Raw genomic sequence first — 23,050 nt, forward strand, 5'->3', positions numbered from 1 at the left:
GGGGATGGCAACAGCTTACGCCGCGATCATGGTTAAAAAAATGCCGGTTTGCTTACTTAATTGTTTCTTATTATTCAATAGTTGGCCGATTCCGCCTGTGGTCAGGCCAGACTTTGCCGGGCCAGCAGGAGCAGGCCAAGCAGGAAAATGGCCAGGCCTAACCAAAAACGCGGACGACGCGTGGACCGGGTTGGCGTTGCGCGGCGGGCGGCGTGAAACGGGCTGCTGGTTTGCATGGGATCGCTCCTCTTGGTGATGGTTTAATATTGATAATGATTCTCATTTTAATCAAGGGATAAATGAAACCCATGGCGCATCTTTGTTCCGCGGCCCGCGCAGAGCAGGGCCATCATGGTTCATCGGGCCTTGCTAAGGCGGATGAAACGGCGATCAGGCAGCTCCGAGGCTACGTCTATTGCATCCAGGCGAAGCTGGACCACATGTCTATCAAGGCATCGCGCCAGTGCTTGCTCATGATGAGGCTCCGGTTATGGCATGAAAACAGTGTCCGTCTTTTTGAGGGCGCTGTTAAATTTATTGTTTAAAACTCATGGGTTTAATTTCACTATCGAAGGGCGCAGGTCGGAGGCGAGGACGTAAAAAAACCCGGCAGGGCCGGGTTGGGCGTGCGCTTGTTTGGGTGTTTAATCCCAAGGCACGTCGACGGAGCCGCCGGCATCAGCCGGGGCGTTGCTTGGCGCGGCTGCGGCAGGGGCGGCCGGGCTGGCGGCTTGGCTTTCTTCCAGGCCGCCCAGCGCTTCGACGAGGGCGTCCACCAGTTCGCCCAACTCCTCGCTCATCAGCAGGAAGGTGGCTTCGAACAAGCTTTCCCTATCGTCGCCGGCCTGGCTGGCTTCGTCCTGCAGCACGTCCAGGAACTGGATGCGCTTCAACTGCAGCGTGTCGGTGAGCTGGAAACGGATCTTCTCGTTCCAGATCAGGCCCAGCTTGGTGGCTTGCTTGCCGGTGGCGATGTGTTGGCGGATTTCATCGCTGGTCAGGTCGATGCGGCTGCAGCGAACGATGGCGCCGTTTTCGCTGCTGTCTTTCAACTCGCAATCGGCATCCAGCTCGAAACCGCCGGGCGCCTCGCCGGCGGCCAGCCAATCGGTCATGGCGGTATGCGGCGCCAGCTTGGTGCGCGGCAGCGCGGCCGGGAAAGGCGGCAGCGCTTCGCGCAGCTTGGACACCAGGGCTTCCGCCTTGGCGGACGCGCCGGAGTCCACCATCAGCCAGCCGCGCTGCAAGTCCATATAGGCTTGGGTGCGGCCGCTGCGGACAAAGGCGCGCGGCAGCAGGTCGTCGGTCACCTGTTCCTTCAGCGCCAGCTTTTCCTTGCGGCCCACCTTGCGCAGCTCTTTATCCTCGATCTCCTGCACCTTCATGTCGACGAAGTCGCGGATCACTGAGGCCGGCAGAACTTTGTCTTCGCGGCGCAGCGCCACCATCAGGCTGCCGCGGCCTGCGTGCAGCGGCGCGCCCAGGTGTGAGGCGGGCGGAACCCAGCCTTCACTGAACCAGTCCAGGCCCATGCAGGGCTGGAACGGACGCTTTTCCAATGCCGACAACAGCTTATCGGCGGAGATGGCATTTTTTTCAGTCAAACGATAAAAAGATAGTTGCCTAAACCACATATTTGTTCCATAATGCGCGTCCTCTGAAGCCGCTAATTGTACCGCAGCAAGCGATGCAGCAGCAGCTTTTTCAGACAAGCAGTGATTGGTCGTCGGAGTGTAGCTTAGCCTGGTAGAGCGCTACGTTCGGGACGTAGAGGCCGGAGGTTCGAATCCTCTCACTCCGACCAGTTCCTTCCTTGTCAGAAAAGAGAGATTGAGGTAAATTAGCTTATCCCTTTTTTTGGGATCGGGTAATCGGAGTGTAGCTTAGCCTGGTAGAGCGCTACGTTCGGGACGTAGAGGCCGGAGGTTCGAATCCTCTCACTCCGACCAGAATTTAAAGCCTTGATTTTTCTTGATTGGAGAGTCAAGGCTTTTTTGACGGTTTGGTTTGCCGGTATAGCTCAGTTGGTAGAGCAGCGCATTCGTAATGCGAAGGTCGGGGGTTCGACTCCTCTTACCGGCACCATTAATAAAAGGCTGGCTTAGGCTTGGCCTTTTTGTTTTCCGGCTGGTTTTAATTTGGGCCGAAAAACCATTGCGATTCAATTCGCAATAAAAATCGGAGTGTAGCTTAGCCTGGTAGAGCGCTACGTTCGGGACGTAGAGGCCGGAGGTTCGAATCCTCTCACTCCGACCAGTTTTAATTGAGTTGTTTTAGAGTTGCATGGTTTTGCTTGCTGTATTGGAAAGCCGGAAGATTTAAAAAAGTTCAAAATCTTCTTGCAACAAAAAAACAATTCAAGTATAGTTCGTTTCTCTCGGTTGGCTGAGAAGCCTGATTCGAGATAGTGTTGGCGGTTAGCTCAGTTGGTAGAGCATCGGATTTTGATTCCGAGGGTCACAGGTTCGAACCCTGTATCGCCTGCCAGATTCAGAAAAAAGCCCTGTGCGAAAGCGCAGGGCTTTTTTCATTGTTTTTGACGCGAGCTTGCGTTTGTTGATTGGATTAAAAAAAGCACCGCGGGTTTGCGGTGCTTTTTTCTTGTCGGCTTGCTGGCTTATTGCGTGGCGAGCAGCGGCGAGTAGCCTAGTTCGCGCAGCTTTTTCATGGCTTCTTCCGCTTCCGCGCGCGATTTGAATGGGCCGACTTGCACCTTGGTGACGGTGTGGGCGGCGATGCCGTGTTTTTGCAGCTCCTTCACCAGTTTTTGCGCGTTGCCGACGCTGCTGAATAGTCCCATTTGCACTTGGTAGCCCATGGAACTGCCGGCGGGTTCGGCTTTGGCGATTTGGGGTGCGGGCTCTGGGGCGTTGGCTTTGGGGGCTGGCGCGGTTGCTGCGTTGGCGGGCGGCAGTTGCGCGGCCTCGTTGCGGGCGCTGGCGGCGGCGCTCGGGGCGGCGGCTTTTGCCGGCGCTTCTTTGTTGCTTGCCGCGGCGGCGGGTTTGGCCGCGCTGCTGTGGGGCTCGGCTGCCGCGTGAGGCGCTGCCGCGGGGTGTCTGGCGGCGGCTTGCTGATTGGCGATGGCGGGGGTTTTGCTCAGGTCGGGCGCGGCTGGCGTGGTTGCGGCCGGCGCGATCGGCGATTGGCTGGGTGTTTCCGCCGCGGGCGCGCTGGCTTGGATGGCGGGCGCGCTGGCGGTTTTGGCCGGCGTGATGACGCCGGCGGCTGGGCTGGACGTCGGTTTGATGATCTTGCCTGAGCTTGGACTTTGCGAGTCGCTGCTCATTTCCATCTTGGGTTTGGTCAGCGTATCCATCAGCGGAATGGCGGCGAGGGCGACGGCGACCAGGCCGCCGGCGATCCAGAGCCGTTTTTTCAGCTTGCTGTTGATGTCGGAGTCTTCTTCGCCGTCGTAGGGCGTCTGCTGTTGGTTTTGTTCGCGCATGGTGCCTGCTTGGATTGTGCAGCACGTGTTTGAAAACACTGCTAAAATAGCGGGTTCGTCAGAATTGGGTAACCCGACTGGCGTCATAATACTTAAGTTTAGCCAGTTGTCTTGTCGTTAGGGAGAATTTATATGGCAATCGAACGTACCTTGTCCATCGTTAAGCCGGACGCAGTCGCCAAGAATGTAATCGGCAAAATCTACGACCGTTTCGAATCCAACGGCCTGAAGATCGTCGCCGCCAAGATGAAGCAACTGTCCCGCGCCGAAGCCGAAGGCTTCTACGCTGTGCACAAAGAGCGTCCGTTCTTCACCGCTCTGGTTGATTTCATGATTTCCGGCCCGGTGATGATCCAGGCGCTGGAAGGCGAAAACGCCGTGCTGAAGAACCGCGAACTGATGGGCGCCACCGATCCGAAGAAGGCTGAAGCCGGCACCATCCGCGCCGATTTCGCCGATTCCATCGATGCGAACGCCGTTCACGGCTCCGACAGCGTGGAAAACGCCGCCATCGAAGTGGCTTATTTCTTCGCCGCTTCCGAAATCTGTGGCCGCTAAGCCCCGGATAGCAGTTGTTTGACCGGAGGCTGCCGGATGCTCGGCGGCCTCTTCCCCTTTTGAGGATTGCATGAAAACCAACCTGCTCGATTTCAATCTGGACCAACTGACGCAACACTTTGCCGAGATGGGCGAAAAGCCTTTCCGCGCCAAGCAAGTGATGCGCTGGATGCACCAGATGGCCGAAAACGATTTCGACGCGATGACCGATCTCGCCAAGAGCCTGCGCGCCAAGCTGCACGAGCGCGCCGTGGTGGGCGTGCCGTCGCTGATGACCGGGCAGGCGTCCAGTGATGGCACCCGCAAGTGGCTGCTCGATGTCGGCACCGGCAACGGTGTGGAAACCGTGTTCATTCCGGAAGACGATCGCGGCACCTTGTGCGTGTCATCCCAGGTGGGTTGCGCGCTGGAGTGCACGTTCTGCTCCACCGGCCGCCAGGGATTCAACCGCAATTTGTCAACCGCCGAAATCATCGGCCAGCTGTGGTGGGCCAACAAGGCCATGGGCGTGACGCCCAAGAACGAGCGCGTCGTCTCCAATGTGGTGATGATGGGCATGGGCGAGCCGCTGGCCAACTTCGACAACGTGGTCAGCGCGATGCAGATCATGCTGGACGACCACGGTTACGGCTTGAGCCGCCGCCGCGTGACGCTGTCCACCTCCGGCCTGGTGCCGCAAATGGACCGGCTGCGCGAAGAATGCCCGGTGGCGCTGGCGGTGTCGCTGCATGCGCCCAACGACGCGATCCGCGACGAAATCGTGCCGATCAACAAGAAATATCCGTTGGTGGAGCTGATGGCCGCCTGTCGCCGCTATCTGGAAAAAGCGCCGCGCGATTTCATCACCTTCGAATATGTGATGCTTGACGGGGTCAACGATAGACCGGAACATGCTCGCCAGTTGCTGGAATTGGTGAGGGACGTGCCGTGCAAGTTCAACCTGATTCCGTTTAATCCTTTCCCGAACTCGGGTTATGATCGCTCCAGCAACAACGCGATTCGCATTTTCCGTGAAATACTGCAGGAAAAGGGCTATGTCGTGACAGTGCGCAAGACGCGCGGCGAAGATATCGACGCCGCCTGCGGCCAGTTGGCGGGCCAGGTGCAGGATAAAACCCGGCGCCAGGCCAAGTGGATGCAGATCATAGAGGATAAAAAACTATGAGAGCATGGCGGGTGTGTCTGGCTGGATGGCTGTTGGCCTTTAGCGCAAGCGCACCTGCCGCGGCGGGCAATGCTCAGGATCTTGCCCGCATCCGCAGCCAGTTGGCGGTGGAGTACGCGAAGATAGGCAATCTGAAGGTGGCGCTGGACAACGCCAATCAGGCGGTTCAAGCCGACCCCACCCTGGTGAGCGCCTATCTGACCCGCGCGTATGTGTTGAATTTGCTGCAGCAGTCGGGCCCGGCGGAAGAGGATTTCCAGCGCGCGTTACGGCTGGACCCCGCCAGTCCCGAGGTCAATAACAATTACGGCCTGTTCCTGTGCGAACATGGCAAGCCGCAGGAGTCGCTGGCCTGGTTTCAGAAGGCTTTGGCCAATCCCCTGTATGATTCGCCGCAGAGCGCCTATTTGAACCTGGGCCGCTGCAGCGCCAAGCTGGGAAGGCAGGAGCAGGCGAACGATTATCTGTTGAGCGCTTTGCGCGCGGCGCCGGAGTACGCGCCCGCATTGCGCGAGCTGGCCAATTTGCAGCTGGAACAGGGCAACGCCAGGCTGGCGGCCTTTTATTTCGGGCGCTTGCGCCGCGCCGCGTCAAGCGCGCTGGATGCGGCTGACTGGTGGTTGGGAGCCAGAATCGCCCGCAAGGCTGGTGACGACGCGTTGGAGAGCGAGTGCGCCAACGTGTTGAAAAACCAGTATCCGGACTCCAGAGAAACGCAACTGTTGTTGAGTGGAAGCTGAGGATGGAAAAAAAAATCGAAGATCATGACACGCCGAAGCCGCGCGGCATCGGCGCCACTCTGAAGGCCGCTCGCGAGGCGGCCGGACTCGGCTTAGGGGAAGTGGCCGACAGACTGAAGCTGTCGCTTAGACAGTTGGAGGCGATAGAGCGCGACGATTTCGACGCCTTGCCCGGCGCGACTTTCGTCCGCGGCTTCGTGCGCAATTACGCCCGCTTCCTGGAAGTGGATCCCGAACCGCTGATGGAGGCGCTGGAGCAGCACTTCCCGTCGGCGGTGAACGAGGTCGCCAATCTGGTCAAGGGCACGGCGGCCCGCGAAGCGCAGCCGCAGCCCCAGGCTGCCGCGCCCGTCGAGGCGGAGCCCTCATCCGGCGCCGCCGGAAAGTGGGTGGTGCTGGGTTTGCTGGCCGCCGGGCTGGTGGGCGGCAGCGTCTGGTACGCCAATCGGGATGCGAGCGGCGCCAAGCCGGCGCAAGAGGCTGAAAGCGGCCTGGCGCCGATGCTGACGCAGCACGAAGCCTCGATGGCCTCCGCCTCCGCTCCTGTCGCCGCCTCCGCGCCGGCAGTGAAGACGGTTGCGGCGAAGACAGCTTCGGCGCCGGTGGCGGCAGCCAAGCCCGCCTCCGCGCCGACGGCGCTGGCCAAGGCGGCTGCCAAACCGGTAGCCAGCGCGCCGGCCAAGCTCGCGGTCAACAAGCCGCAAGCCAGCGCGCCGGCGGCGCAAGGCAGCGACAAGGTCAGCGTCAATGTCAAGGATGCGGCCTGGGTCTCGGTGCAGGACGCCAATGGCAGAAAACTGATTTACAAGGTGATGCAGCCCGGCGATCAAACCGAAGTGACCGGCTCCGCGCCGTTCAAGGTGGTGGTTGGCAATGCCAGCCAGGTGGAGCTGAGCTACAACGGCAAACCGGTGGATCTCGCAGACAAGATCAAGGGCACCACCGCCAAGATTCAACTCAAGTGACGCAGGGTAGCGAATGGATAGCGTGAACATCGCGCGCCGCTCCACCCGCCTGGTGCGGGTAGGGCATGTTTTGGTGGGTTCGGCCGCGCCGGTCGTGGTGCAGTCGATGACCAATACCGACACCGCGGACGCGGCGGCCACGGCCGAGCAGGTATACCAGCTGGCGCAAGCCGGCTCCGAAGTGGTGCGCATCACCGTCAACTCGCCGGAGGCGGCCGCCCGCGTGGCGGAAATCCGCCAGCGGCTGGACGATATGGGCAGCAGCGTGCCGCTGGTGGGCGACTTCCATTTCAACGGCGATCGGCTGTTGAAAGAGTTTCCGGACTGCGCCAAGGCGCTGGCCAAATACCGGATCAATCCGGGCAATGTGGGCAAGGGCGCCAAGGGCGACGACAAGTTCGCCTTCATGATCCGCGCGGCGATGGAGCACGACAAAGCCGTGCGCATCGGCGTCAACTGGGGCAGCCTGGACCAGGCCTTGCTCGCGCGGATGATGGACGCCAACAGCCGCGCGGCCCATCCCTTGCCGCTGCCCAAGCTGATGCAGGAGGCGCTGATCGTGTCGGCGCTGGAGTCGGCTGAGAAGGCGATGGAGATCGGCCTGTCGCCGGACAACATCATCTTGTCGTGCAAGGTCAGCAATGTGCAGGACCTGATCAGCGTTTACCGCGATCTGGGCCGGCGTTGCGACTACCCTCTGCACCTGGGCCTGACCGAGGCCGGCATGGGCAGCAAGGGCATCGTCGCCTCCAGCGCCGCCTTGGCGGTGCTGTTGCAGGAAGGCATAGGCGACACCATCCGCATCTCGCTGACGCCGCAACCGGGCGAGGCGCGCACCAAAGAGGTGGTGGTGGCGCAGGAGCTGTTGCAGACCATGGGCCTGCGCAGCTTCACGCCGCTGGTGACCGCCTGTCCGGGCTGCGGCCGCACCACCAGCACCTTCTTCCAGGAGCTGGCCGACCATATCCAGAGCTATCTGCGCGAGCAGATGCCGGTATGGCGCTTGCAGTATCCCGGCGTCGAGGACATGAAGGTGGCGGTGATGGGCTGCGTGGTGAATGGTCCGGGCGAGTCCAAGCTCGCCGACATCGGCATCTCGCTGCCGGGCACCGGCGAAGTGCCGGTGGCGCCGGTGTATGTGGATGGCCACAAGGATGTGACGCTGAAGGGCGACAACATTCCGGCCGAATTCACCGCCATCGTCGACAACTATGTGAAAACGCGTTACGGCGAGGGCGGGGCCAAGCGCCGCGAAAGCGCCAGCCGCACCATCCCGATCCAGCCGGTTAAGGCCTGACGGAACAGAATTCAGCAGATACAAGAAGATAGCAATGGCTCAGAAATACCAAGCGGTCAAAGGCATGAACGATGTGCTGCCGGCCGAATCCTACCAGTGGGAATACTTTGAAGAAGTGCTGCGCAAGCTGTTGGCCGATTATGGCTATCAGAACATCCGCACCCCCATCGTCGAAGGCACGCCGCTGTTCGTCCGCTCCATCGGCGAAGTGACCGACATCGTCGAGAAGGAAATGTACACCTTCATCGACAGCCTGAACGGCGACAGCCTGACGCTGCGCCCGGAAGGCACTGCCGGCACGCTGCGCGCGGTGGTCGAGCACAACCTGCTGTACAACGCCACGCCCAAGCTGTGGTACATGGGCCCGATGTATCGCCACGAGCGCCCGCAGAAGGGCCGCTACCGCCAGTTCCACCAAGTGGGCGTGGAAGCGCTGGGCTTCGCCGGCCCGGACATCGACGCTGAAATCATCGCGATGACCGCCGATCTGTGGCGCCGTCTGGGCATCAGCCAGTACGTGCGCCTGGAGATCAACTCGCTGGGCAACGCCGAAGAGCGCGCAGCCCACCGCGAGGCCCTGGTCAAGTACCTGGAACAGCACGTAGACATTCTGGACGAAGACGGCAAGCGCCGCCTGTACACCAACCCGCTGCGCGTGCTGGACACCAAGAACCCGGCGCTGCAGGAGATGGCCAACGCCGCGCCCAAGCTGTCCGACTATCTGGGCGAGGAATCGCGCGCGCATTACGCCGGCTGGAAGGCGATGATCGCCGCGCTGGGCATCGAGTTCGTGGAAAATCCGCGCCTGGTGCGCGGCCTGGACTACTACAACCGTTCGGTATTCGAGTGGGTGACCACCGAGCTGGGCGCGCAAGGCACCATCTGCGCCGGCGGCCGTTACGACGGCCTGATCGAACAGCTGGGCGGCAAGGCCGCGCCGGGCATAGGCTTCGGCATGGGCATGGAGCGCGTGCTGTTGTTGCTGCAGGACAAGGGCCTGCTGCGGGCGCAGCGCAATGTCGACGTCTACCTGGTGAACCAGGGCGAGGGCGCCGGGCTCTATTCGATGAAACTGGCGCAAACCCTGCGCGCCGCCGGCTACTCGGTGGTGCAGCATCTGGGCGAAGCTAGCTTCAAGTCGCAAATGAAAAAAGCGGACGGCAGCGGCGCGGCATTCGCGCTGATCGTCGGCGAAAACGAAATCCAGGCGGGTCAGGTGGTGGTGAAGGCGCTGCGCGCCGACGTCGCCCAGCAGACCGTGGCGGCTGATGCGCTGGTGGCCACCCTTGCCTCTCTGAAAGCTTGATAGAAAGGGGACGCGATGGCGTTCGACTTGCAGGAACAGGAACAGATCGATTCGATGAAGGCCTTCTGGCAACAGTGGGGCAAGCTGATCGGCGGCGCGGTGTTGGCCGTCAGCCTCGGCTACCTCGGCTACAAGGCTTACAATATGTACCAGCTGCAACAGGCCGAAAAAGCCGCCGCCTCCTATGAGGCGGTGGATAACGCCGTCGCGGCCAAAGACATCGCCAAGCTGAAATCCGCCGCGCTGCAACTGCAGGGCGAGTACGCAGGCACGATTTACGCCAGCCGCAGCGCGCTGGTGCTGGCCAAGGCCGCGTTCGACAAGAACGATTTGGATCTGGCCGCATCGCAACTGCAATGGGTGCTGCAAAACAGCAAGGATGACGCGGTGAAGGCCATCGCCCGCCTGCGTCTGGCCGCTTTGCATCTGGATCAGAAAAAGTACGACGCCGCGGTATCCGAGCTGAATCAGGAGCACCCGGCCGCCTTTGACGCGCAATACCTCGAGTTGAAGGGTGATGTGTTCGTCGCCAAGGGCGACAACGCCGCGGCTCGCGACGCTTACAAGGCGTCGCTGGCCAAACTCACCGATGACGACGCCGGCCGCCAGCTGGTGCAAACCAAACTCGACGCGCTGGGAGGCTGACCGAATGCGCCGCCAACTGTTGCTTGCCGCTGTACTTTCCTCATTGACGCTGGCCGGTTGCGCCAGCTGGTTTGAAGGTTCCACCCAGTTTCAGCCGACGCCGCTGGTGGCGATCAAGCCGCTGCAAACGATAGATGTGAAATGGACGCTGCAGCAGGCGGCGCCTGCCGGCAGCTTCCTGCCGGTGTACGCCAACGGCAATGTGGTGACGGCTGACGCTGAGGGCCGCATCCGCAGCGTGGACGCGCTGTCCGGCCGCGTGCAGTCCGATGTCTCCTTGAAGCAGGCCTTGACTGCCGGCGTGGCGGTCAGCGACGACACCGTGCTGGTGGGCACGCCGGACGCCACGCTGCTGGCGGTGAACCGCGTCAGCGGCAAGGTGTTGTGGCAGCAGACGCTGACCAGCATCATGCTGGAGCCGGCGCAGATCGCCGGCGCGGTCGCCGTGGTGCGCACCAATGACGGCCGCCTGACCGGCTTCAATGTCGCCGACGGCAAACAGCAATGGTCGGTCGGCAACGTGTTGCCGCAGCTGACGGTGCGCAACAACGGCTCCATGCGCGCAGTGGGCCGCGAAGCGGTGATGGTGGGGCAGGCCGGCGGCCGCCTCGACATCATCAATCCGGTGACCGGCAACGCGCTGTGGCAAGGTTCGGTGGCTACGCCGCGCGGCGCCACCGAGCTGGAGCGCATCACCGACATCACCAGCCGCCCGGTGTTCGACAACGGCCAGGTGTGCGCGGTGGCCTACCAGGGCCGCGTGGCGTGCTTCGACGCGCGCAATGGCAGCCTGCAGTGGGCGCGCGATGTGTCGTCCAGCAGCGGCGTGGCGGTGGATGCCCGCAACGTCTATGTGACGGCGGAAGACGGTTCGGTCTGGGCGTATGATCGCCAAACCGGCCGCAACGTCTGGAAAAACGACGAACTGAAGTACCGCAGTGTTTCCGGCCCGGCCTTGATCGGGCGCTTCGTGCTGGTGGTGGATGGCGAAGGCTACGCTCATCTGCTATCCAACGAGAGCGGCAGCATTGTCGGACGCAACAAGATCGGTACCTCCGGTCCGGTCAATCAACCGGTATCGCTTGGCTCCACCGCCCTGGTGCAGGGACGGGATGGCCGCCTGGCGATGCTGAATTTGGGATAAGCAGTTTTAGATGAAACCTACCGTAGCGCTGGTCGGCCGCCCCAATGTGGGCAAGTCGACCCTCTTCAACCGGCTCACCCGCAGTCGCGACGCCCTGGTGGCGGACCTGCCGGGTCTGACGCGCGACCGCCATTATGGCCAAGGCCGCGTCGGCGAGAAGCCGTATCTGGTGGTCGATACCGGCGGCTTCGAGCCGGTGGTGGACGAAGGCATTCTGTTCGAAATGGCCAAGCAGACCCTGCAGGCCGTGGACGAGGCGGATGCCGTGGTGTTCCTGGTGGATGGCCGCTCCGGCCTGACGCCGCAAGACAAGATCATCGCCAACCGCCTGCGCCAGCTGGACCGTCCGGTCTATCTGGCGGTCAACAAGGCGGAGGGCATGCGGCATGCCATCGCCGGCGCCGAGTTCCATGAACTGGCGCTGGGCGAACCCTTGGTGATTTCCGCCGCCCACGGCGACGGTGTGCGCGAGCTGATGGAGCTGGTGCTGGAAGACTTCCCCGAAGAAGTGGAAGAAGAAGACAGCCGCCATCCGAAGTTCGCCATCATCGGCCGCCCCAATGTCGGCAAATCCACCCTGGTGAACGCCATCCTGGGAGAAGAGCGCGTGATCGCTTTCGACCAGGCGGGCACCACTCGCGACAGCATCTATATTGATTTTGAGCGTGAAGGCCATACCTACACCATTATCGATACCGCCGGCGTGCGTCGCCGCGCCAAGGTCAACGAGATGCTGGAGAAGTTTTCCGTTATCAAGACCATGAAGGCGATAGAAGACGCCAACGTCGCGGTGCTGGTGCTGGACGCGCAGCTGGATATTTCCGAGCAGGATGCGACCATCGCCGGTTTCGCGCTGGAAGCGGGCCGCGCGCTGGTGGTGGCGGTGAACAAGTGGGACAACCTGGACGGCGAACAAAAGGAAAATGTGCGGCGCGAGATCGCTCGCAAGCTGAATTTCCTGGATTTCGCAAAGTTTCATTACATCTCGGCCATCGAAGGCCGCGGTGTGGCAGACTTGTTCAAGTCCATCGACGAGGCTTACCGCGCCGCCATGGTCAAACTGGCGACGCCCAAGCTGACCCGCGTGCTGCAAGTGGCGATCGAGCGCCAGCAGCCGCCGCGCGCCGGCCTGATCCGTCCCAAGATGCGTTATGCGCACCAGGGCGGCCAGAATCCGCCGGTGATCGTGGTGCACGGCAATGCCTTGGACAATATTCCGGCCAGCTACACCCGCTATCTGGAACATACTTTCCGCAAAGTGTTCAAACTGCAGGGCACCCCGCTGAGAGTGCAGTACAAGTCGTCTGAGAACCCGTTCGACAAGGAAGAGGGCAAGGAGAAATCCCGAGCCAAGCCTAAGCCGATGTCCAAAATGCGGGGCAGGGAAAAAGAAGTTCGCTACGGCAAGAGCAGCAAAAAATAGTACGACGGTATGTTTTCTGCTAAAAATAAGCAGGCCGCCGCGCTGTTAGACTGCGCAGTTAATACAACAATCATCGATTCGGAGAAAAACGAATGAGCTCTAAAGGGCAAATGTTACAAGACCCGTTCCTGAACATCCTGCGCAAGGAACACGTGCCGGTTTCCATTTATCTGGTCAACGGCATCAAGCTGCAGGGCCAGGTCGAATCTTTCGACCAATATGTTGTTCTGCTGAAGAACACGGTGACCCAGATGGTTTACAAGCACGCCATCTCCACCGTGGTTCCGGCCCGTCCGGTCAACATCCCGCACGAACATCCGGCGCAAAAGCAGGATCAGGCTCAGGACGCCTAATCCTAATCTGTCGCACCGATCGGGCCGATTGGCCGCATCGCAAGATGTGGCCATTCGGCCTTTATCATGTTCTGCGTTATTCATTATTGGTAAATGCATGTTTGACCGTCCCGACTTGGGCGACCAGGCCATCCTGGTCAGCCTCGATTTTGGCGACCCCGATTATCAGGAAAATGTCGCCGAGTGCGCCGAGCTGGTGCGCGGCAGCCAAGTGGAAATTCTCGGCATGGTGCAGGGCAAGCGCCAGCGGCCCGACGCAGCCTTGTTCGCGGGCAAGGGCAAGGTGGAAGAGATTGCGGCCATGGTGCGCGCGACCGGCGCCAATGTGGTGATCTTCAATCACGCCTTGTCGCCCGGCCAGGAGCGCAATCTGGAGCGCAAGCTGGAATGCCGGGTCATAGACCGCAATAGTTTGATTCTCGATATTTTCGCCCAGCGCGCGCGCAGCCACGAAGGCAAGCTGCAGGTGGAGCTGGCGCAGTTGTCGCACTTGTCCACCCGGCTGGTGCGCGGCTGGACCCACTTGGAGCGGCAAAAGGGCGGCATCGGCCTGCGCGGCCCCGGCGAAACGCAGCTGGAAACCGACCGCCGCTTGCTCGGCATCCGGGTGAAATCGCTGAAAGATCGACTGGCCCAGGTGCAGAGGCAGCGCCACACCCAGCGCCGCAGCCGCAATCGCGCCGGCATCGCCTCGGTGTCCATCGTCGGCTATACCAATGCCGGCAAGTCCACTTTGTTCAACTCGCTGACCAAGGCCAATATCTACGCGGCCGACCAGTTGTTCGCCACGCTGGACACCACCAGCCGCAAGCTGTTCCTGCATCATCGGCTTTCCGTCGTGATTTCGGATACCGTCGGTTTCATCCGCGATCTGCCCCACACCCTGGTGGCCGCTTTCCGCGCCACGCTGGAAGAGACGATTCAGGCGGACCTGCTATTGCATGTGGTGGACTGCGCCAACGAGATGCGCGATGCGCAGATCGAAGAAGTGAATAAAGTGCTGGCCGAGATCGACGCCGACGGCATTCCGCAGCTGATCGTGTGGAACAAAAGCGATTTGAAAGGCCTGCCGCCGGAAATCGAGCGCGGCGAAAACGGCGAAATCGTTTCGGTGCGGGTGTCCGCGCTGAAGGGCGAGGGCTTGGAACTCTTGCGCGAAGCGATTGCCGAAAGGGTGCAACCTTCCGCCAACAACCAAGAAGAATCCTACGAGCATGTCGTCGAATGACCCGAACCGCGGCCGCCAGAACGCGCCGCCGGACCTGGATGAAGTTTTCCGCGATCTGAACCGCAAATTCGCCCGCCTGCTGGGTTCGAAGAACGGCGGTCCAGGGGGCGGCCGAGCATCCGGGCCGCAACCATCTTATAAGCTTGTCGCGCTGGCGGCCATCGGCGTGGTCGGCGCTTTGTGGCTGGCCAGCGGCCTGTATGTGGTGGACGCCCGCGAAGAGGGCGTGGTGCTGCGGCTGGGCAGCTTCAACCGGCTGACCGAGCCTGGCCTGCAATGGCACGCGCCGTATCCGATCGAGAAGGCGGAAATCGTCAATCTGACCGAATTGCGCAGCGTGGAAGTCGGTTATCGCGCCAGCGCGCAGAATCGCGTGCCGGAAGAGTCGCTGATGCTGACTTCCGATCAGAACATCATCGACGTGCAGCTGTCGGTGCAGTACGACATCAAGGACGCGCGCGCCTATCTGTTCAACAACGCCGCGCGCGAGCGCGACGGCAAGGACCTGGTGAAGCAGGCGGCCGAAACCGCCATTCGCGAAGTGGTAGGGCGCAACAAGGTGGACTTCGTGCTGAACGAAGGCCGCGCGCAGATCGCCTCCGATGCGCGCAAACTGATCCAGGAAGTGCTGGACCGTTACCAGGCAGGCATCCGCATCGCCAAGGTCAACATCAATGACGTGCAGCCGCCGCAGCCGGTGCTGGCGGCCTTCGACGACGCGGTGAAGGCTGGGCAGGACAAGGACAAGCTGCTGAACGAAGGCATGGCCTACGCCAACGAGGTGGTGCCCAAGGCCAAGGGCATGGCCGCGCGGCTGGTGCAGGAAGCCGAAGCCTATCAGCAGCAGGTGGTGGAGCGCGCCCAGGGCGATGCCCAGCGTTTTAAACAAGTGTTGCCTGAATACAACAAGGCGCCCAAGGTCATGCGCGACCGCCTGTATCTGGACATGATGCAGCAAGTCATGAACAACAGCAGCAAGGTATTGGTGGATCAAAAAGCCGGCAACAGCCTGCTGTACCTGCCCCTGGACAAGCTCACCCAGATGACGGCGCCTGGCGCCGCACCAGCCGCAGCCCCCCAGACGCCGGTTGCGCCGGCGCCCGCCGCCGCGCAAGCGCCGGCGAAGAATGGACGCGATGCTTCGCGTGGCCGTGATTTCTTTGGAGCGGAGCGATGAGCGAGAAACTGATTCCAAGCGTAGTGGCGATTTGCGGCGTTTTGTTCGTGGCCGGCCTGTCGCTGTTTACCGTCGATCAACGCCAGTACGCGCTGGTTTTCCAGTTCGGCGAAGTGGTGAAGGTGATCGACCAGCCGGGCATCCAGTTCAAGATCCCGCTGTTGCAGAACGTCCGTTATTTCGACCGCCGCGTGCAAACCATAGACGCCGAGGCACCGGAACTGTTCAACACCCGCGAGAAGAAGAACGTGCTGGTGGACAGCTTTGTGAAGTGGCGTGTGGTAGATGTGTCACAGTTCTACAAGAGTGTCGGCTCTGAGGCCGCCGCGGTGGCGCGACTCAAGCAAACCATCAACGATGGCCTGCGCGCCGAGTTCGGCCTGAAGACGGTTTCCGACGTCATTTCCGGCCAGCGAGACCAAGTCATGGAGACTGTTCGCAAGCGCGCGGACGCGGATGCGCGTAAAATAGGTGTAGAAATTCTCGATGTCCGCTTAAAACGAGTCGATTTTCCGGATAAAATAAGCAGTTCCGTCTACGACCGCATGCAGTCCGAGCGACGCACCGTCGCCAGCCAGCTGCGCAGCGAAGGTTCAGCCGACGCCGAGCGGGTGAAGGCGGAAGCCGACAAGCAGCGCGATGTGATCCTGGCCACGGCGTATCGCCAGGCGCAGGAGCTCAAGGGCGCGGGCGACGCCAAGGCGGCGGCGATTTATGCCGAGGCCTATGGCAAGAATCCGGAGTTCTATTCCTTCTGGCGCAGCATGGAGGCGTACAAGGAGTCGTTCAAGAACAAGAGCGACGTGCTGGTGCTGGATCCCAGCAGCGACTTCTTCAAATACCTGAAGAATCCGCAGGCGGGGCAAGGCAAGAGCAAGTAGCTGACAATTTGGTATAAAGAAGACTGGCCGGGGCGACCTGGCCAGTTTGCTGATAACAAGGCGGGTCCTTCCCCGCCTTTTATTCTGTTGAAACGAAATGCGCAATTGGCTGTTACCTGAATATATCGCGGACATCCTGCCGGCAACCGCCCGCCAGGTCGAATCCGCCAAGGCCGCGATGCTGGAAGGCTTTCGCGTGGCTGGCTACGAGCTGGTGCTGCCGCCGCTGATCGAGTACATCGACTCGCTGGTCAGCGAAGGCGACGCCACGCTGGATCTGAAAACCTTCAAGCTGGACGACCAGTTGTCCGGCCGCCAGCTGGGCTTGCGCGCCGACATCACGCCGCAAGTGGCGCGCATCGACGCGCATCTGCTGGGCAGCCGCACCGGCGTGACTCGTCTGTGCTATGCCGGCAGCGTGGTGCATAGCCGCCCGTCCGGCCTGACCAGTTCGCGCGAGCCGCTGCAGGTGGGCGCCGAGTTGTACGGCTACGCCGGCATCGAGGCCGACTTGGAAATCATCGAGCTGATGCTGGGCACGCTGGAGCGCGCTGGCGTGAAAAAGCTGCGCCTGGACGTGGGCCATATCGCCATTTACCGCGGCCTGGCCGCGGCGGCGGGCCTTGCGCCGGACGTCAGCCGCGAGCTGTTCGGCCTGCTGCAAAACAAGGACGCCGCGGGCATCGCCTCGCTGGTAGCCGGTGTGGCCGAGCCGTACAAGAGCGCCTTCCTGGCGCTGCCGGAGCTGTATGGTCCGGCTTCGGTGCTGGAAAAGGCGCGCACCCGTCTGCCGTCTTTGCCGGAGGTGGAACTGGGCTTGATGCAATTGACCGCCATCGCCCGCGCGATGGAGGGCAGGGTGGAGCTGAGCTTCGACCTGGCCGAGTTGCGCGGCGACTTCTACCACACCGGCCTGATGTTCGCGGCTTACGCGCCGGGCTGGTCCGACGCCATCGCCCGCGGCGGCCGTTACGACAATGTCGGCCGCCGTTTCGGCCGCGCGCGTCCCGCCACCGGCTTCAGCCTGGATCTGCGCGATCTGGTGCGCATCCTGCCGGAGCGCGACCCTAGCCGCGGCATCCGCGTGGCCGCGCGGCTTCTGCCGGCGGCCGCCTCGGAAGTGGCCCGTCTGCGCGCCGAAGGCGAGATGGTGGTAATCGATTATCTGGGTGAATCGGCCGCGGCGCTCAATTGCGACCGCGAACTGGCGCCGGCCGAAAATGGCTGGCAACTGACGCCGTTTCACTGATTTTGTTTCTTTTTGATTGACGAAGAGGTTTGTTCCAATGTCCAAGAACGTTGTCGTGATTGGCACCCAGTGGGGTGACGAAGGTAAAGGCAAGATCGTTGACTGGCTGACCGACCACGCACGTGCCGTGGTTCGCTTCCAGGGCGGCCACAATGCTGGCCACACCCTGTGGGTGAATGGCAAGAAAACCGTCGTGCGCCTGGTGCCGTCCGGCATTCTGCGTCCGGAAGTAGACTGCTTCATCGGCAATGGCGTTGTGCTGTCGCCGGAAGCGCTGCTGAAGGAAATCGACGAACTGGAAGCCGCCGGCGTCAATGCCTCGGCTCGCCTGAAGATCGCCGAAGGCTGCCCGCTGATCCTGCCGTACCACATCGCCTTGGACCAGGCTCGCGAAGCCGCCAAGGGCGACGCCAAGATCGGCACCACCGGCCGCGGCATTGGCCCCTGCTATGAAGACAAGGTTGCCCGTCGCGCGCTGAAGGTGATCGACCTGTTCGATCCGGCCCGCTTCGCTTCCAAGCTGAAGGAAAACGTAGACTACTACAACTTCCTGCTGGTGAATCTGTTCAAGGCCGAGCCGGTCAATTACGACACCATCCTGGCCGACACCATGAAGATGGCCGAGCGCATCAAGCCGATGGTGGCCGACGTGTCCCGCACCCTGTACGATCTGGACCAGGCTGGCACCCCCATCCTGTTCGAAGGCGCGCAAGGCACGCTGCTGGACATCGACCACGGCACCTACCCCTTCGTGACCTCGTCCAACTGTGTGGCCGGCGCAGCCGCTCCGGGTGCCGGCGTGCCGCCGCAAATGCTCAACTACGTGCTGGGCATCGTGAAGGGCTATTGCACCCGCGTGGGCTCCGGTCCGTTCCCGACCGAGCAGGAAAACGAAATCGGCATGTTCCTGGCCAAGCGCGGCAATGAGTTCGGCTCCGTGACCGGCCGTCCGCGCCGCTGTGGCTGGTTCGACGCCGCCGCGCTGAAGCGCTCCATCCAGATCAACGGCGTGTCCGGCCTGTGCGTGATGAAGCTGGACGTGATGGACGGTCTGGAAGAGATCCAGCTGTGCACCGGCTACATGCTGGATGGCCAGAAGGTCGACATTCTGCCGTTCGGCTCCGATGCCGTGACCAAGTGCGAGCCGGTCTACGAAACGATGCCGGGTTGGACCGACTCCACCGTGGGCACGAAGCGTTGGGAAGACCTGCCGGCCAATGCCCAGGCTTATCTGAAGCGCATCGAAGAAGTATGCGGCGCGCCGGTAGACATCGTGTCCACCGGTCCGGACCGCGAAGAAACCATCGTGCTGCGTCACCCGTTCGGCCTGTAATCGAACGCTGGCCCCAGCATCAAGAAACCCGCCTGTTGGCGGGTTTTTTCGTTTTGGCGGGGCGAGTCTCACTCGTGCTGCAGGATGTTCAGCAGATTGCCCAAGGGGTCGCGGACAAAGAATCTCCGCACTTTCCAGGGTTCGCTGACCGGGCCGTATTCAATGGCGATGCCGGCATGGCGCACTCTGGCCAGCGCCTGATCCAGATTGTCCACCTCTATGGACAGCGTCGGCACCGGGGTGCCTGAGCCGCCTTCGCTGGCGAAGCTGATCTGCGGCTGCATGTCGGATTCAGCGGCGTAAAGCCGGATCCAGCCGTGATCCATGACCATTTCCAGTCCCAGCACCTGCTGATAGAAAGCATCCGCGGCTGCCGGCGACTGCGTGGCGATATTGGCGACGATGCGTTTGACTATCATGGCGTTTTCCCCTGCGCGAAGTCAGCCATTCAGCATAGGCCGCCTTCGCGCGGCTTGCCTCAGCTGCCTTTGCGGCGCGCGGGTTGATAGCCGTCATTCAGCGTTTTCAGAAAGGCCAGCATGTCGCTGATATCGCTTTCGCTGTAAGCCGGTTTGCCGCCGGGCTTGCCGCCGAAAGGGGCTTCCATGTTTACGTTGCCATGATAAGAGGCGGGGATGTCGTCGAACTTCGCCGTCTTGCCGTCCTTGCCGCGTGGATACCATTTCTCAGGCCTGACATCTCGTTCGGCGTAGAAACGCAGCACCTGGCGCAAGTCATGGAAGGCGCCGTTGTGGAAGAAAACCTGGCGGCTGGCGACATTGCGCAAGCTGGGGGTGCGGAACAGGCCGCAATACTCGGGGTGGGTTTTCAGATCGGTTCGATAGGGGCCGCACAGGCCTAAATCGTAATAGCGCTTGTTTTGATTGGCGGAGATGGCTGCATTGCGCGGCACGCCGACGGCGATGTGGCCGAAGTCGCTGAACAAGGGAAAGGCGCCGCTTTCGCTGCGCGCGCTGAGATGGCAGGAGGCGCAGTTGCCTTTGGCCGGATCATTGAAGACGGTGAGTCCGCGCATTTCTTGAGCGTTCAGCCTTGTTTGGCCCCTTAAGTAAGCATCGTATTTGCTGTTGTACGGGGAGAATTCCTTGGGGTTTTGCTGGAAAACCTCCAAGGCCAAGACGGCTTTGCCGAATGCTTGATCGGGATGTTTGAAGATGTCCTGGCCAAAGAGCTTGCGGAAGGTGGCGGCATGCGATGAAGCTTCCAGGCGTTTGACCAGGGCGGAAGGCGTGCCGTTCGCCATCTCGTTGGCTGCCAACAGGGGGAGGGCGGCCTGGCTATGGGTGGAGTCTGTCCTCCCGTCCCAGGTGAAGCCGCCTGTGGGGCCGGCGTCTTCGCTGTCGTTGCCGTCATCGTCGTGGAAGTGTTCGCTGAACGGCGGCACGGTTTGCAGGTAGCGCAGCGATGGCACGGCGCGCGTGCCGGCTTGTTTGCCGTCTTGGCCTCCCAGTTGGACGGCAAGCCCGTTGGGCGGTCCATAGGCATGGCTCGGGCTGTGGCAGGTGGCGCAAGACATTTTGCCGGATGCCGACAGGTTGCGATCAAAGAACAGTTGCCGGCCCAATGATTCCAGCTGCTTGGCGCTGACAGGATGCGGACCGGGCGCGTAAATGGCTTGAGTGTAGGCCGGCTTGGCTGGGGCTGCTGCGTGAGCGGCTATCGGGGTCAAGCTTGCAAGGAGGGGCAGCAAGGAAAGAGTGCGGAGCATGAGTAAGCAGTGAAAATGGTTTGGCGGCGACTGTACTGCGAATTCATGACTGAAATATGACAGTGAGGGTTTTGTTTCAAAAGTGTTGGCTGGACTTGGATGTTAACCATTTGTAAGTTGTTTGTAACATGCCGAAAGGATAATGCGCGCTGTCCATTTAACCTGGGGTTTTCCTTCATGCAACGCCTGACCTGTGGCTTCGCGCTGACTCTGATCGGCGCAGCCGTGCTGACCGCCTGCGGCGGCGGCTCTTCTTCTTCGTCCGCGGCTTCAACCAGCAATACCACCGGGGTGGTCACCGGCAGTTATTTCCGTCATGCCAAAGTGTGCCTGGATCAAAATGGCAATGGCCATTGCGATAGCAATGAGCCCTCAACGTATACGGACAATAACGGCGCGTTTACTTTAAACGGCAAGGGCGCGGTGTTGGTCGAGGTGGGGACCGACGCGACGCGTTATGATCCCGATACCGGCGTGGCGACGCCTGTGAGCGATCCGTTGATTTTCCGCGCCCCCGCCGGAGCCAATAATGTCGTCGTCAGTTCCTTGAGCACCGAAGTGGCCGACTTGATGGATGGCGGAGTGGATCTGAATACGGCAACTAAGGCAGTGGCCGACCGGCTGGGTGTGGATTCGGAAAAAATCCTGGCGGACCATAACAAGGAAAAAGACCCGGATGCGAAGGCCGCGCTGAAGGCAGCGATCAATCAGAACATCGACGCCATCGCTAGCGCAGTCAAGGAGGCGGGTCCGACTGGCGATATCAAGGGCAATCTGCACAAGCGGCTGGGGCTGAGCGATATCAAGAACGTGGTGGTGATCTATGCCGAGAACCGAGGCTTCGACAACCTCTATGGCTTATTCCCAGGGGCGAATGGCATCCCTGGCGTGAACGCCAGTTCTGACAGCAAGGCTGCTACGCCTCAAAAGGACTTCGATGGCAGTGTGCTGCCTGCGTTGCCGCCGACTTGGGGGGGGCTGACGGCGGGTGGCCAGAATGTGACGTTGACCCAGGCCCAAACCTTAGGCTTCGCCAATCAGCCGTTCCAGATCGATGATCCCAAGGGCTTGAACGGCACTGGCGTGGTGGTGTCTCAATCCATCATCACCCGCGACCTGGTTCATCGTTTCTATAACAATCAGATGCAGATCAATGGCGGCGCCAATGACAAGTTCGCGGCCTATTCCGATGCCGGCGGTCTTTCGATGGGCTACTACGATGGCAGCCAGATGGCGATGTGGAAACTGGCCCAGCAATACACGTTAGCCGACAATTTCTTCATGGGCGCTTTCGGCGGCTCTTTCTTGAATCACCAGTACCTGGTGTGCGCTTGCGCGCCTGAATATCCGAATGCTGACACCTCGGTGGCCAAGGGCAGTATTTCGGCGATCGATACCGACAGCAAGGGCAATTTCGTTCGTTTGACGCTGGCGGCCAATAGCCCTAAATCCGTTCTGGATGGCGCTGCGACATATAAGAATGACAGCACTTTGACGCCTAAGGACAAAAACGGAAAGTTCTATGCTGTCAATACCATGCAGCCGCCGTTTCAACCTAGCGGCAATGTTTCCTCGCCCGACGATAAGACTAACAAGTATGCTGATCCGAGCAAGGCTTCGACGCTGCCTGCTCAATCCCAGGCTACGATTGCTGACCGATTGGATGCTAAGAAGATCAGTTGGGCTTGGTATGCCGGCGCTTGGAATGCTGCATTGTCCGACCGGAAGGCGATTGGCAATAACACAAGTCCTGTTCCCGACTTCCAGACCCACCATCAGCCTTTCAACTACTTCTCCAGCTTTGATCCGGTTAGTCAAGCCGATTACCGCGCCAAGCACTTGAAGGACTTTGATCAAAGCTTCCTGGCGGATGCCGCTGCCGGCAAGTTGCCGCAAGTAGCTTTCTACAAGCCGCAAGGCAACCTGAATCAGCATGCAGGTTATGCCAGCGTGGCGGATGGCGACAGCCATATCGCTTCCGTGATTGGCCAGCTGCAGAAGAGCCCGCAGTGGAAGAATATGCTGGTGATCGTGACCTATGACGAAAACGGCGGTTTCTACGACCATGCCAAGGTGCCGAAGGGGGATGTTTGGGGGCCGGGCACGCGTATTCCTGCAATCGTGATTTCTCCGTTCGCCAAGCAGAAGTTTGTCGATCATACCCAGTACGATACCGCGTCCATTCTGCGTTTCCTGACCCGCCGTTTTGGTTTGCAGGCCTTGCCGGGCGTGACGGTGCGCGACAAGGCGCTGGTGAAGAATGGCGGCAAACCGATGGGCGACTTCACGACGGCGCTGTCGTTTAAATAAGCGCGGCGTGGATGTTTCTGGCAACCGCCCCGCTGGGGCGGTTTTGTTTTTGTTATGACAGTTGCGGCACTGTTGACTTGGCTGGTGTTAAACTGAAATGCT

20 protein-coding genes, 4 tRNA genes and 1 pseudogene are annotated in these 23,050 nt (G+C 60.9%); 20 read left to right on the forward strand and 5 right to left on the reverse strand.

Annotation, left to right across the window (positions count from 1 at the left end):
- Positions 1 to 101: 101 nt before the first annotated feature.
- Together NKT35_RS24050 and NKT35_RS13450 are read right to left on the reverse strand one after the other, a co-directional pair.
- Positions 102 to 236 carry a hypothetical protein gene (locus NKT35_RS24050; RefSeq protein WP_256493406.1) on the reverse strand — a complete coding sequence of 45 codons (135 nt, stop codon included), beginning with the start codon at positions 234 to 236 and terminating at the stop codon, positions 102 to 104.
- Positions 237 to 644: 408 nt separating this feature from the next.
- Positions 645 to 1,634: a recombination-associated protein RdgC gene (locus NKT35_RS13450; RefSeq protein WP_254293752.1), complete on the reverse strand. Its 990-nt coding sequence runs from the start codon at positions 1,632 to 1,634 to the stop codon at positions 645 to 647.
- 93 nt (positions 1,635 to 1,727) lie between these two features.
- On the opposite strand from NKT35_RS13450, the gene NKT35_RS13455 reads away from it, so the two are divergent.
- The 4 genes from NKT35_RS13455 to NKT35_RS13470 all read left to right on the forward strand — a co-directional run bounded on the left by NKT35_RS13455 (position 1,728) and on the right by NKT35_RS13470 (position 2,256).
- A tRNA-Pro gene (locus tag NKT35_RS13455) sits at positions 1,728 to 1,804 on the forward strand.
- Positions 1,805 to 1,872: 68 nt separating this feature from the next.
- Positions 1,873 to 1,949, forward strand: a tRNA-Pro gene (locus tag NKT35_RS13460).
- Between the two features lie 60 nt (positions 1,950 to 2,009).
- Positions 2,010 to 2,085 (forward strand) — tRNA-Thr (locus tag NKT35_RS13465).
- Positions 2,086 to 2,179: 94 nt separating this feature from the next.
- A tRNA-Pro gene (locus NKT35_RS13470) sits at positions 2,180 to 2,256 on the forward strand.
- 361 nt (positions 2,257 to 2,617) lie between these two features.
- On the opposite strand, the gene NKT35_RS13475 is transcribed toward NKT35_RS13470, so the two are convergent.
- Positions 2,618 to 3,445, reverse strand: a complete 828-nt coding sequence (locus NKT35_RS13475) for an SPOR domain-containing protein (protein WP_254293755.1) — start codon at positions 3,443 to 3,445, stop codon at positions 2,618 to 2,620.
- Between the two features lie 132 nt (positions 3,446 to 3,577).
- On the opposite strand from NKT35_RS13475, the gene ndk reads away from it, so the two are divergent.
- The 15 genes and pseudogenes from ndk (at position 3,578) to NKT35_RS13550 (ending at position 18,909) form a co-directional block, all read left to right on the forward strand.
- Positions 3,578 to 4,003 carry a nucleoside-diphosphate kinase gene (gene ndk / locus NKT35_RS13480; protein ID WP_254293757.1) on the forward strand — a complete coding sequence of 142 codons (426 nt, stop codon included), beginning with the start codon at positions 3,578 to 3,580 and terminating at the stop codon, positions 4,001 to 4,003.
- A gap of 70 nt (positions 4,004 to 4,073) precedes the next feature.
- Positions 4,074 to 5,168, forward strand: coding sequence for a dual-specificity RNA methyltransferase RlmN (gene rlmN, locus NKT35_RS13485; RefSeq protein ID WP_254293759.1), 1,095 nt, complete (start codon positions 4,074 to 4,076; stop codon positions 5,166 to 5,168).
- 32 nt (positions 5,169 to 5,200) lie between these two features.
- Positions 5,201 to 5,908: a type IV pilus biogenesis/stability protein PilW gene (gene pilW / locus NKT35_RS13490; protein ID WP_254293760.1), complete on the forward strand. Its 708-nt coding sequence runs from the start codon at positions 5,201 to 5,203 to the stop codon at positions 5,906 to 5,908.
- Between the two features lie 2 nt (positions 5,909 to 5,910).
- On the forward strand, positions 5,911 to 6,873 hold the full coding sequence (locus NKT35_RS13495; protein ID WP_254293762.1) for a RodZ domain-containing protein: 963 nt from the start codon (positions 5,911 to 5,913) through the stop codon (positions 6,871 to 6,873).
- Between the two features lie 13 nt (positions 6,874 to 6,886).
- Complete coding sequence (gene ispG / locus NKT35_RS13500; RefSeq protein ID WP_254293764.1) at positions 6,887 to 8,170, forward strand: flavodoxin-dependent (E)-4-hydroxy-3-methylbut-2-enyl-diphosphate synthase; 1,284 nt, start codon at positions 6,887 to 6,889, stop codon at positions 8,168 to 8,170.
- Between the two features lie 34 nt (positions 8,171 to 8,204).
- Positions 8,205 to 9,476: a histidine--tRNA ligase gene (hisS, locus tag NKT35_RS13505; RefSeq protein ID WP_254293766.1), complete on the forward strand. Its 1,272-nt coding sequence runs from the start codon at positions 8,205 to 8,207 to the stop codon at positions 9,474 to 9,476.
- 15 nt (positions 9,477 to 9,491) lie between these two features.
- Entirely contained in the window at positions 9,492 to 10,121 is a 630-nt protein-coding gene (locus tag NKT35_RS13510; protein ID WP_254293768.1) for a YfgM family protein, read from the forward strand.
- Positions 10,122 to 10,125: 4 nt separating this feature from the next.
- Positions 10,126 to 11,265 (forward strand): outer membrane protein assembly factor BamB, encoded by a 1,140-nt coding sequence (bamB, locus tag NKT35_RS13515; protein ID WP_254293770.1) that lies wholly within the window; start codon positions 10,126 to 10,128, stop codon positions 11,263 to 11,265.
- Between the two features lie 10 nt (positions 11,266 to 11,275).
- Positions 11,276 to 12,587 (forward strand): annotated as a pseudogene (gene der, locus NKT35_RS13520) (ribosome biogenesis GTPase Der); the annotation flags it as partial.
- Between the two features lie 193 nt (positions 12,588 to 12,780).
- A complete protein-coding gene (hfq, locus tag NKT35_RS13525) occupies positions 12,781 to 13,041 on the forward strand; it encodes an RNA chaperone Hfq (protein WP_254293774.1) in 261 nt (86 codons plus the stop codon).
- A gap of 7 nt (positions 13,042 to 13,048) precedes the next feature.
- On the forward strand, positions 13,049 to 14,269 hold the full coding sequence (hflX, locus tag NKT35_RS13530; RefSeq protein ID WP_505190943.1) for a ribosome rescue GTPase HflX: 1,221 nt from the start codon (positions 13,049 to 13,051) through the stop codon (positions 14,267 to 14,269).
- Complete coding sequence (gene hflK, locus NKT35_RS13535) at positions 14,256 to 15,446, forward strand: FtsH protease activity modulator HflK (RefSeq protein ID WP_254293778.1); 1,191 nt, start codon at positions 14,256 to 14,258, stop codon at positions 15,444 to 15,446. Before hflX ends, hflK begins: the two co-directional genes overlap by 14 nt.
- On the forward strand, positions 15,443 to 16,327 hold the full coding sequence (hflC, locus tag NKT35_RS13540) for a protease modulator HflC (protein WP_254293781.1): 885 nt from the start codon (positions 15,443 to 15,445) through the stop codon (positions 16,325 to 16,327). The genes hflK and hflC overlap by 4 nt, the downstream gene beginning before the upstream one ends.
- A gap of 97 nt (positions 16,328 to 16,424) precedes the next feature.
- A complete protein-coding gene (locus tag NKT35_RS13545) occupies positions 16,425 to 17,576 on the forward strand; it encodes an ATP phosphoribosyltransferase regulatory subunit (protein WP_254293783.1) in 1,152 nt (383 codons plus the stop codon).
- 37 nt (positions 17,577 to 17,613) lie between these two features.
- Positions 17,614 to 18,909 (forward strand): adenylosuccinate synthase, encoded by a 1,296-nt coding sequence (locus NKT35_RS13550; protein WP_254293785.1) that lies wholly within the window; start codon positions 17,614 to 17,616, stop codon positions 18,907 to 18,909.
- A gap of 68 nt (positions 18,910 to 18,977) precedes the next feature.
- Here NKT35_RS13550 and NKT35_RS13555 read toward each other — a convergent pair whose 3' ends face one another.
- Together NKT35_RS13555 and NKT35_RS13560 are read right to left on the reverse strand one after the other, a co-directional pair.
- Positions 18,978 to 19,328, reverse strand: coding sequence for a VOC family protein (locus NKT35_RS13555; protein ID WP_254293787.1), 351 nt, complete (start codon positions 19,326 to 19,328; stop codon positions 18,978 to 18,980).
- Positions 19,329 to 19,387: 59 nt separating this feature from the next.
- Entirely contained in the window at positions 19,388 to 20,638 is a 1,251-nt protein-coding gene (locus NKT35_RS13560) for a cytochrome-c peroxidase (RefSeq protein WP_505190919.1), read from the reverse strand.
- A gap of 177 nt (positions 20,639 to 20,815) precedes the next feature.
- Between NKT35_RS13560 and NKT35_RS13565 the strand changes: the two genes are divergently transcribed.
- On the forward strand, positions 20,816 to 22,948 hold the full coding sequence (locus NKT35_RS13565) for an acid phosphatase (RefSeq protein WP_254293792.1): 2,133 nt from the start codon (positions 20,816 to 20,818) through the stop codon (positions 22,946 to 22,948).
- Positions 22,949 to 23,050 lie beyond the last annotated feature (102 nt).

The organism is Chromobacterium sp. IIBBL 290-4, from assembly GCF_024207115.1.
GTDB lineage: Bacteria > Pseudomonadota > Gammaproteobacteria > Burkholderiales > Chromobacteriaceae > Chromobacterium.

What these genes read in the sequence shown, in the direction of transcription:
- NKT35_RS24050 (WP_256493406.1), bottom strand. Translation starts at nt 236, where the DNA reads ATGCAAACCAGCAGCCCGTTTCACGCCGCCCGCCGCGCAACGCCAACC.
- NKT35_RS13450 (WP_254293752.1), bottom strand. Translation starts at nt 1,634, where the DNA reads ATGTGGTTTAGGCAACTATCTTTTTATCGTTTGACTGAAAAAAATGCC.
- NKT35_RS13475 (WP_254293755.1), bottom strand. Translation starts at nt 3,445, where the DNA reads ATGCGCGAACAAAACCAACAGCAGACGCCCTACGACGGCGAAGAAGAC.
- ndk (WP_254293757.1), top strand. Translation starts at nt 3,578, where the DNA reads ATGGCAATCGAACGTACCTTGTCCATCGTTAAGCCGGACGCAGTCGCC.
- rlmN (WP_254293759.1), top strand. Translation starts at nt 4,074, where the DNA reads ATGAAAACCAACCTGCTCGATTTCAATCTGGACCAACTGACGCAACAC.
- NKT35_RS13495 (WP_254293762.1), top strand. Translation starts at nt 5,911, where the DNA reads ATGGAAAAAAAAATCGAAGATCATGACACGCCGAAGCCGCGCGGCATC.
- ispG (WP_254293764.1), top strand. Translation starts at nt 6,887, where the DNA reads ATGGATAGCGTGAACATCGCGCGCCGCTCCACCCGCCTGGTGCGGGTA.
- hisS (WP_254293766.1), top strand. Translation starts at nt 8,205, where the DNA reads ATGGCTCAGAAATACCAAGCGGTCAAAGGCATGAACGATGTGCTGCCG.
- NKT35_RS13510 (WP_254293768.1), top strand. Translation starts at nt 9,492, where the DNA reads ATGGCGTTCGACTTGCAGGAACAGGAACAGATCGATTCGATGAAGGCC.
- bamB (WP_254293770.1), top strand. Translation starts at nt 10,126, where the DNA reads ATGCGCCGCCAACTGTTGCTTGCCGCTGTACTTTCCTCATTGACGCTG.
- hfq (WP_254293774.1), top strand. Translation starts at nt 12,781, where the DNA reads ATGAGCTCTAAAGGGCAAATGTTACAAGACCCGTTCCTGAACATCCTG.
- hflK (WP_254293778.1), top strand. Translation starts at nt 14,256, where the DNA reads ATGTCGTCGAATGACCCGAACCGCGGCCGCCAGAACGCGCCGCCGGAC.
- hflC (WP_254293781.1), top strand. Translation starts at nt 15,443, where the DNA reads ATGAGCGAGAAACTGATTCCAAGCGTAGTGGCGATTTGCGGCGTTTTG.
- NKT35_RS13545 (WP_254293783.1), top strand. Translation starts at nt 16,425, where the DNA reads ATGCGCAATTGGCTGTTACCTGAATATATCGCGGACATCCTGCCGGCA.
- NKT35_RS13550 (WP_254293785.1), top strand. Translation starts at nt 17,614, where the DNA reads ATGTCCAAGAACGTTGTCGTGATTGGCACCCAGTGGGGTGACGAAGGT.
- NKT35_RS13555 (WP_254293787.1), bottom strand. Translation starts at nt 19,328, where the DNA reads ATGATAGTCAAACGCATCGTCGCCAATATCGCCACGCAGTCGCCGGCA.
- NKT35_RS13560 (WP_505190919.1), bottom strand. Translation starts at nt 20,638, where the DNA reads ATGCTCCGCACTCTTTCCTTGCTGCCCCTCCTTGCAAGCTTGACCCCG.
- NKT35_RS13565 (WP_254293792.1), top strand. Translation starts at nt 20,816, where the DNA reads ATGCAACGCCTGACCTGTGGCTTCGCGCTGACTCTGATCGGCGCAGCC.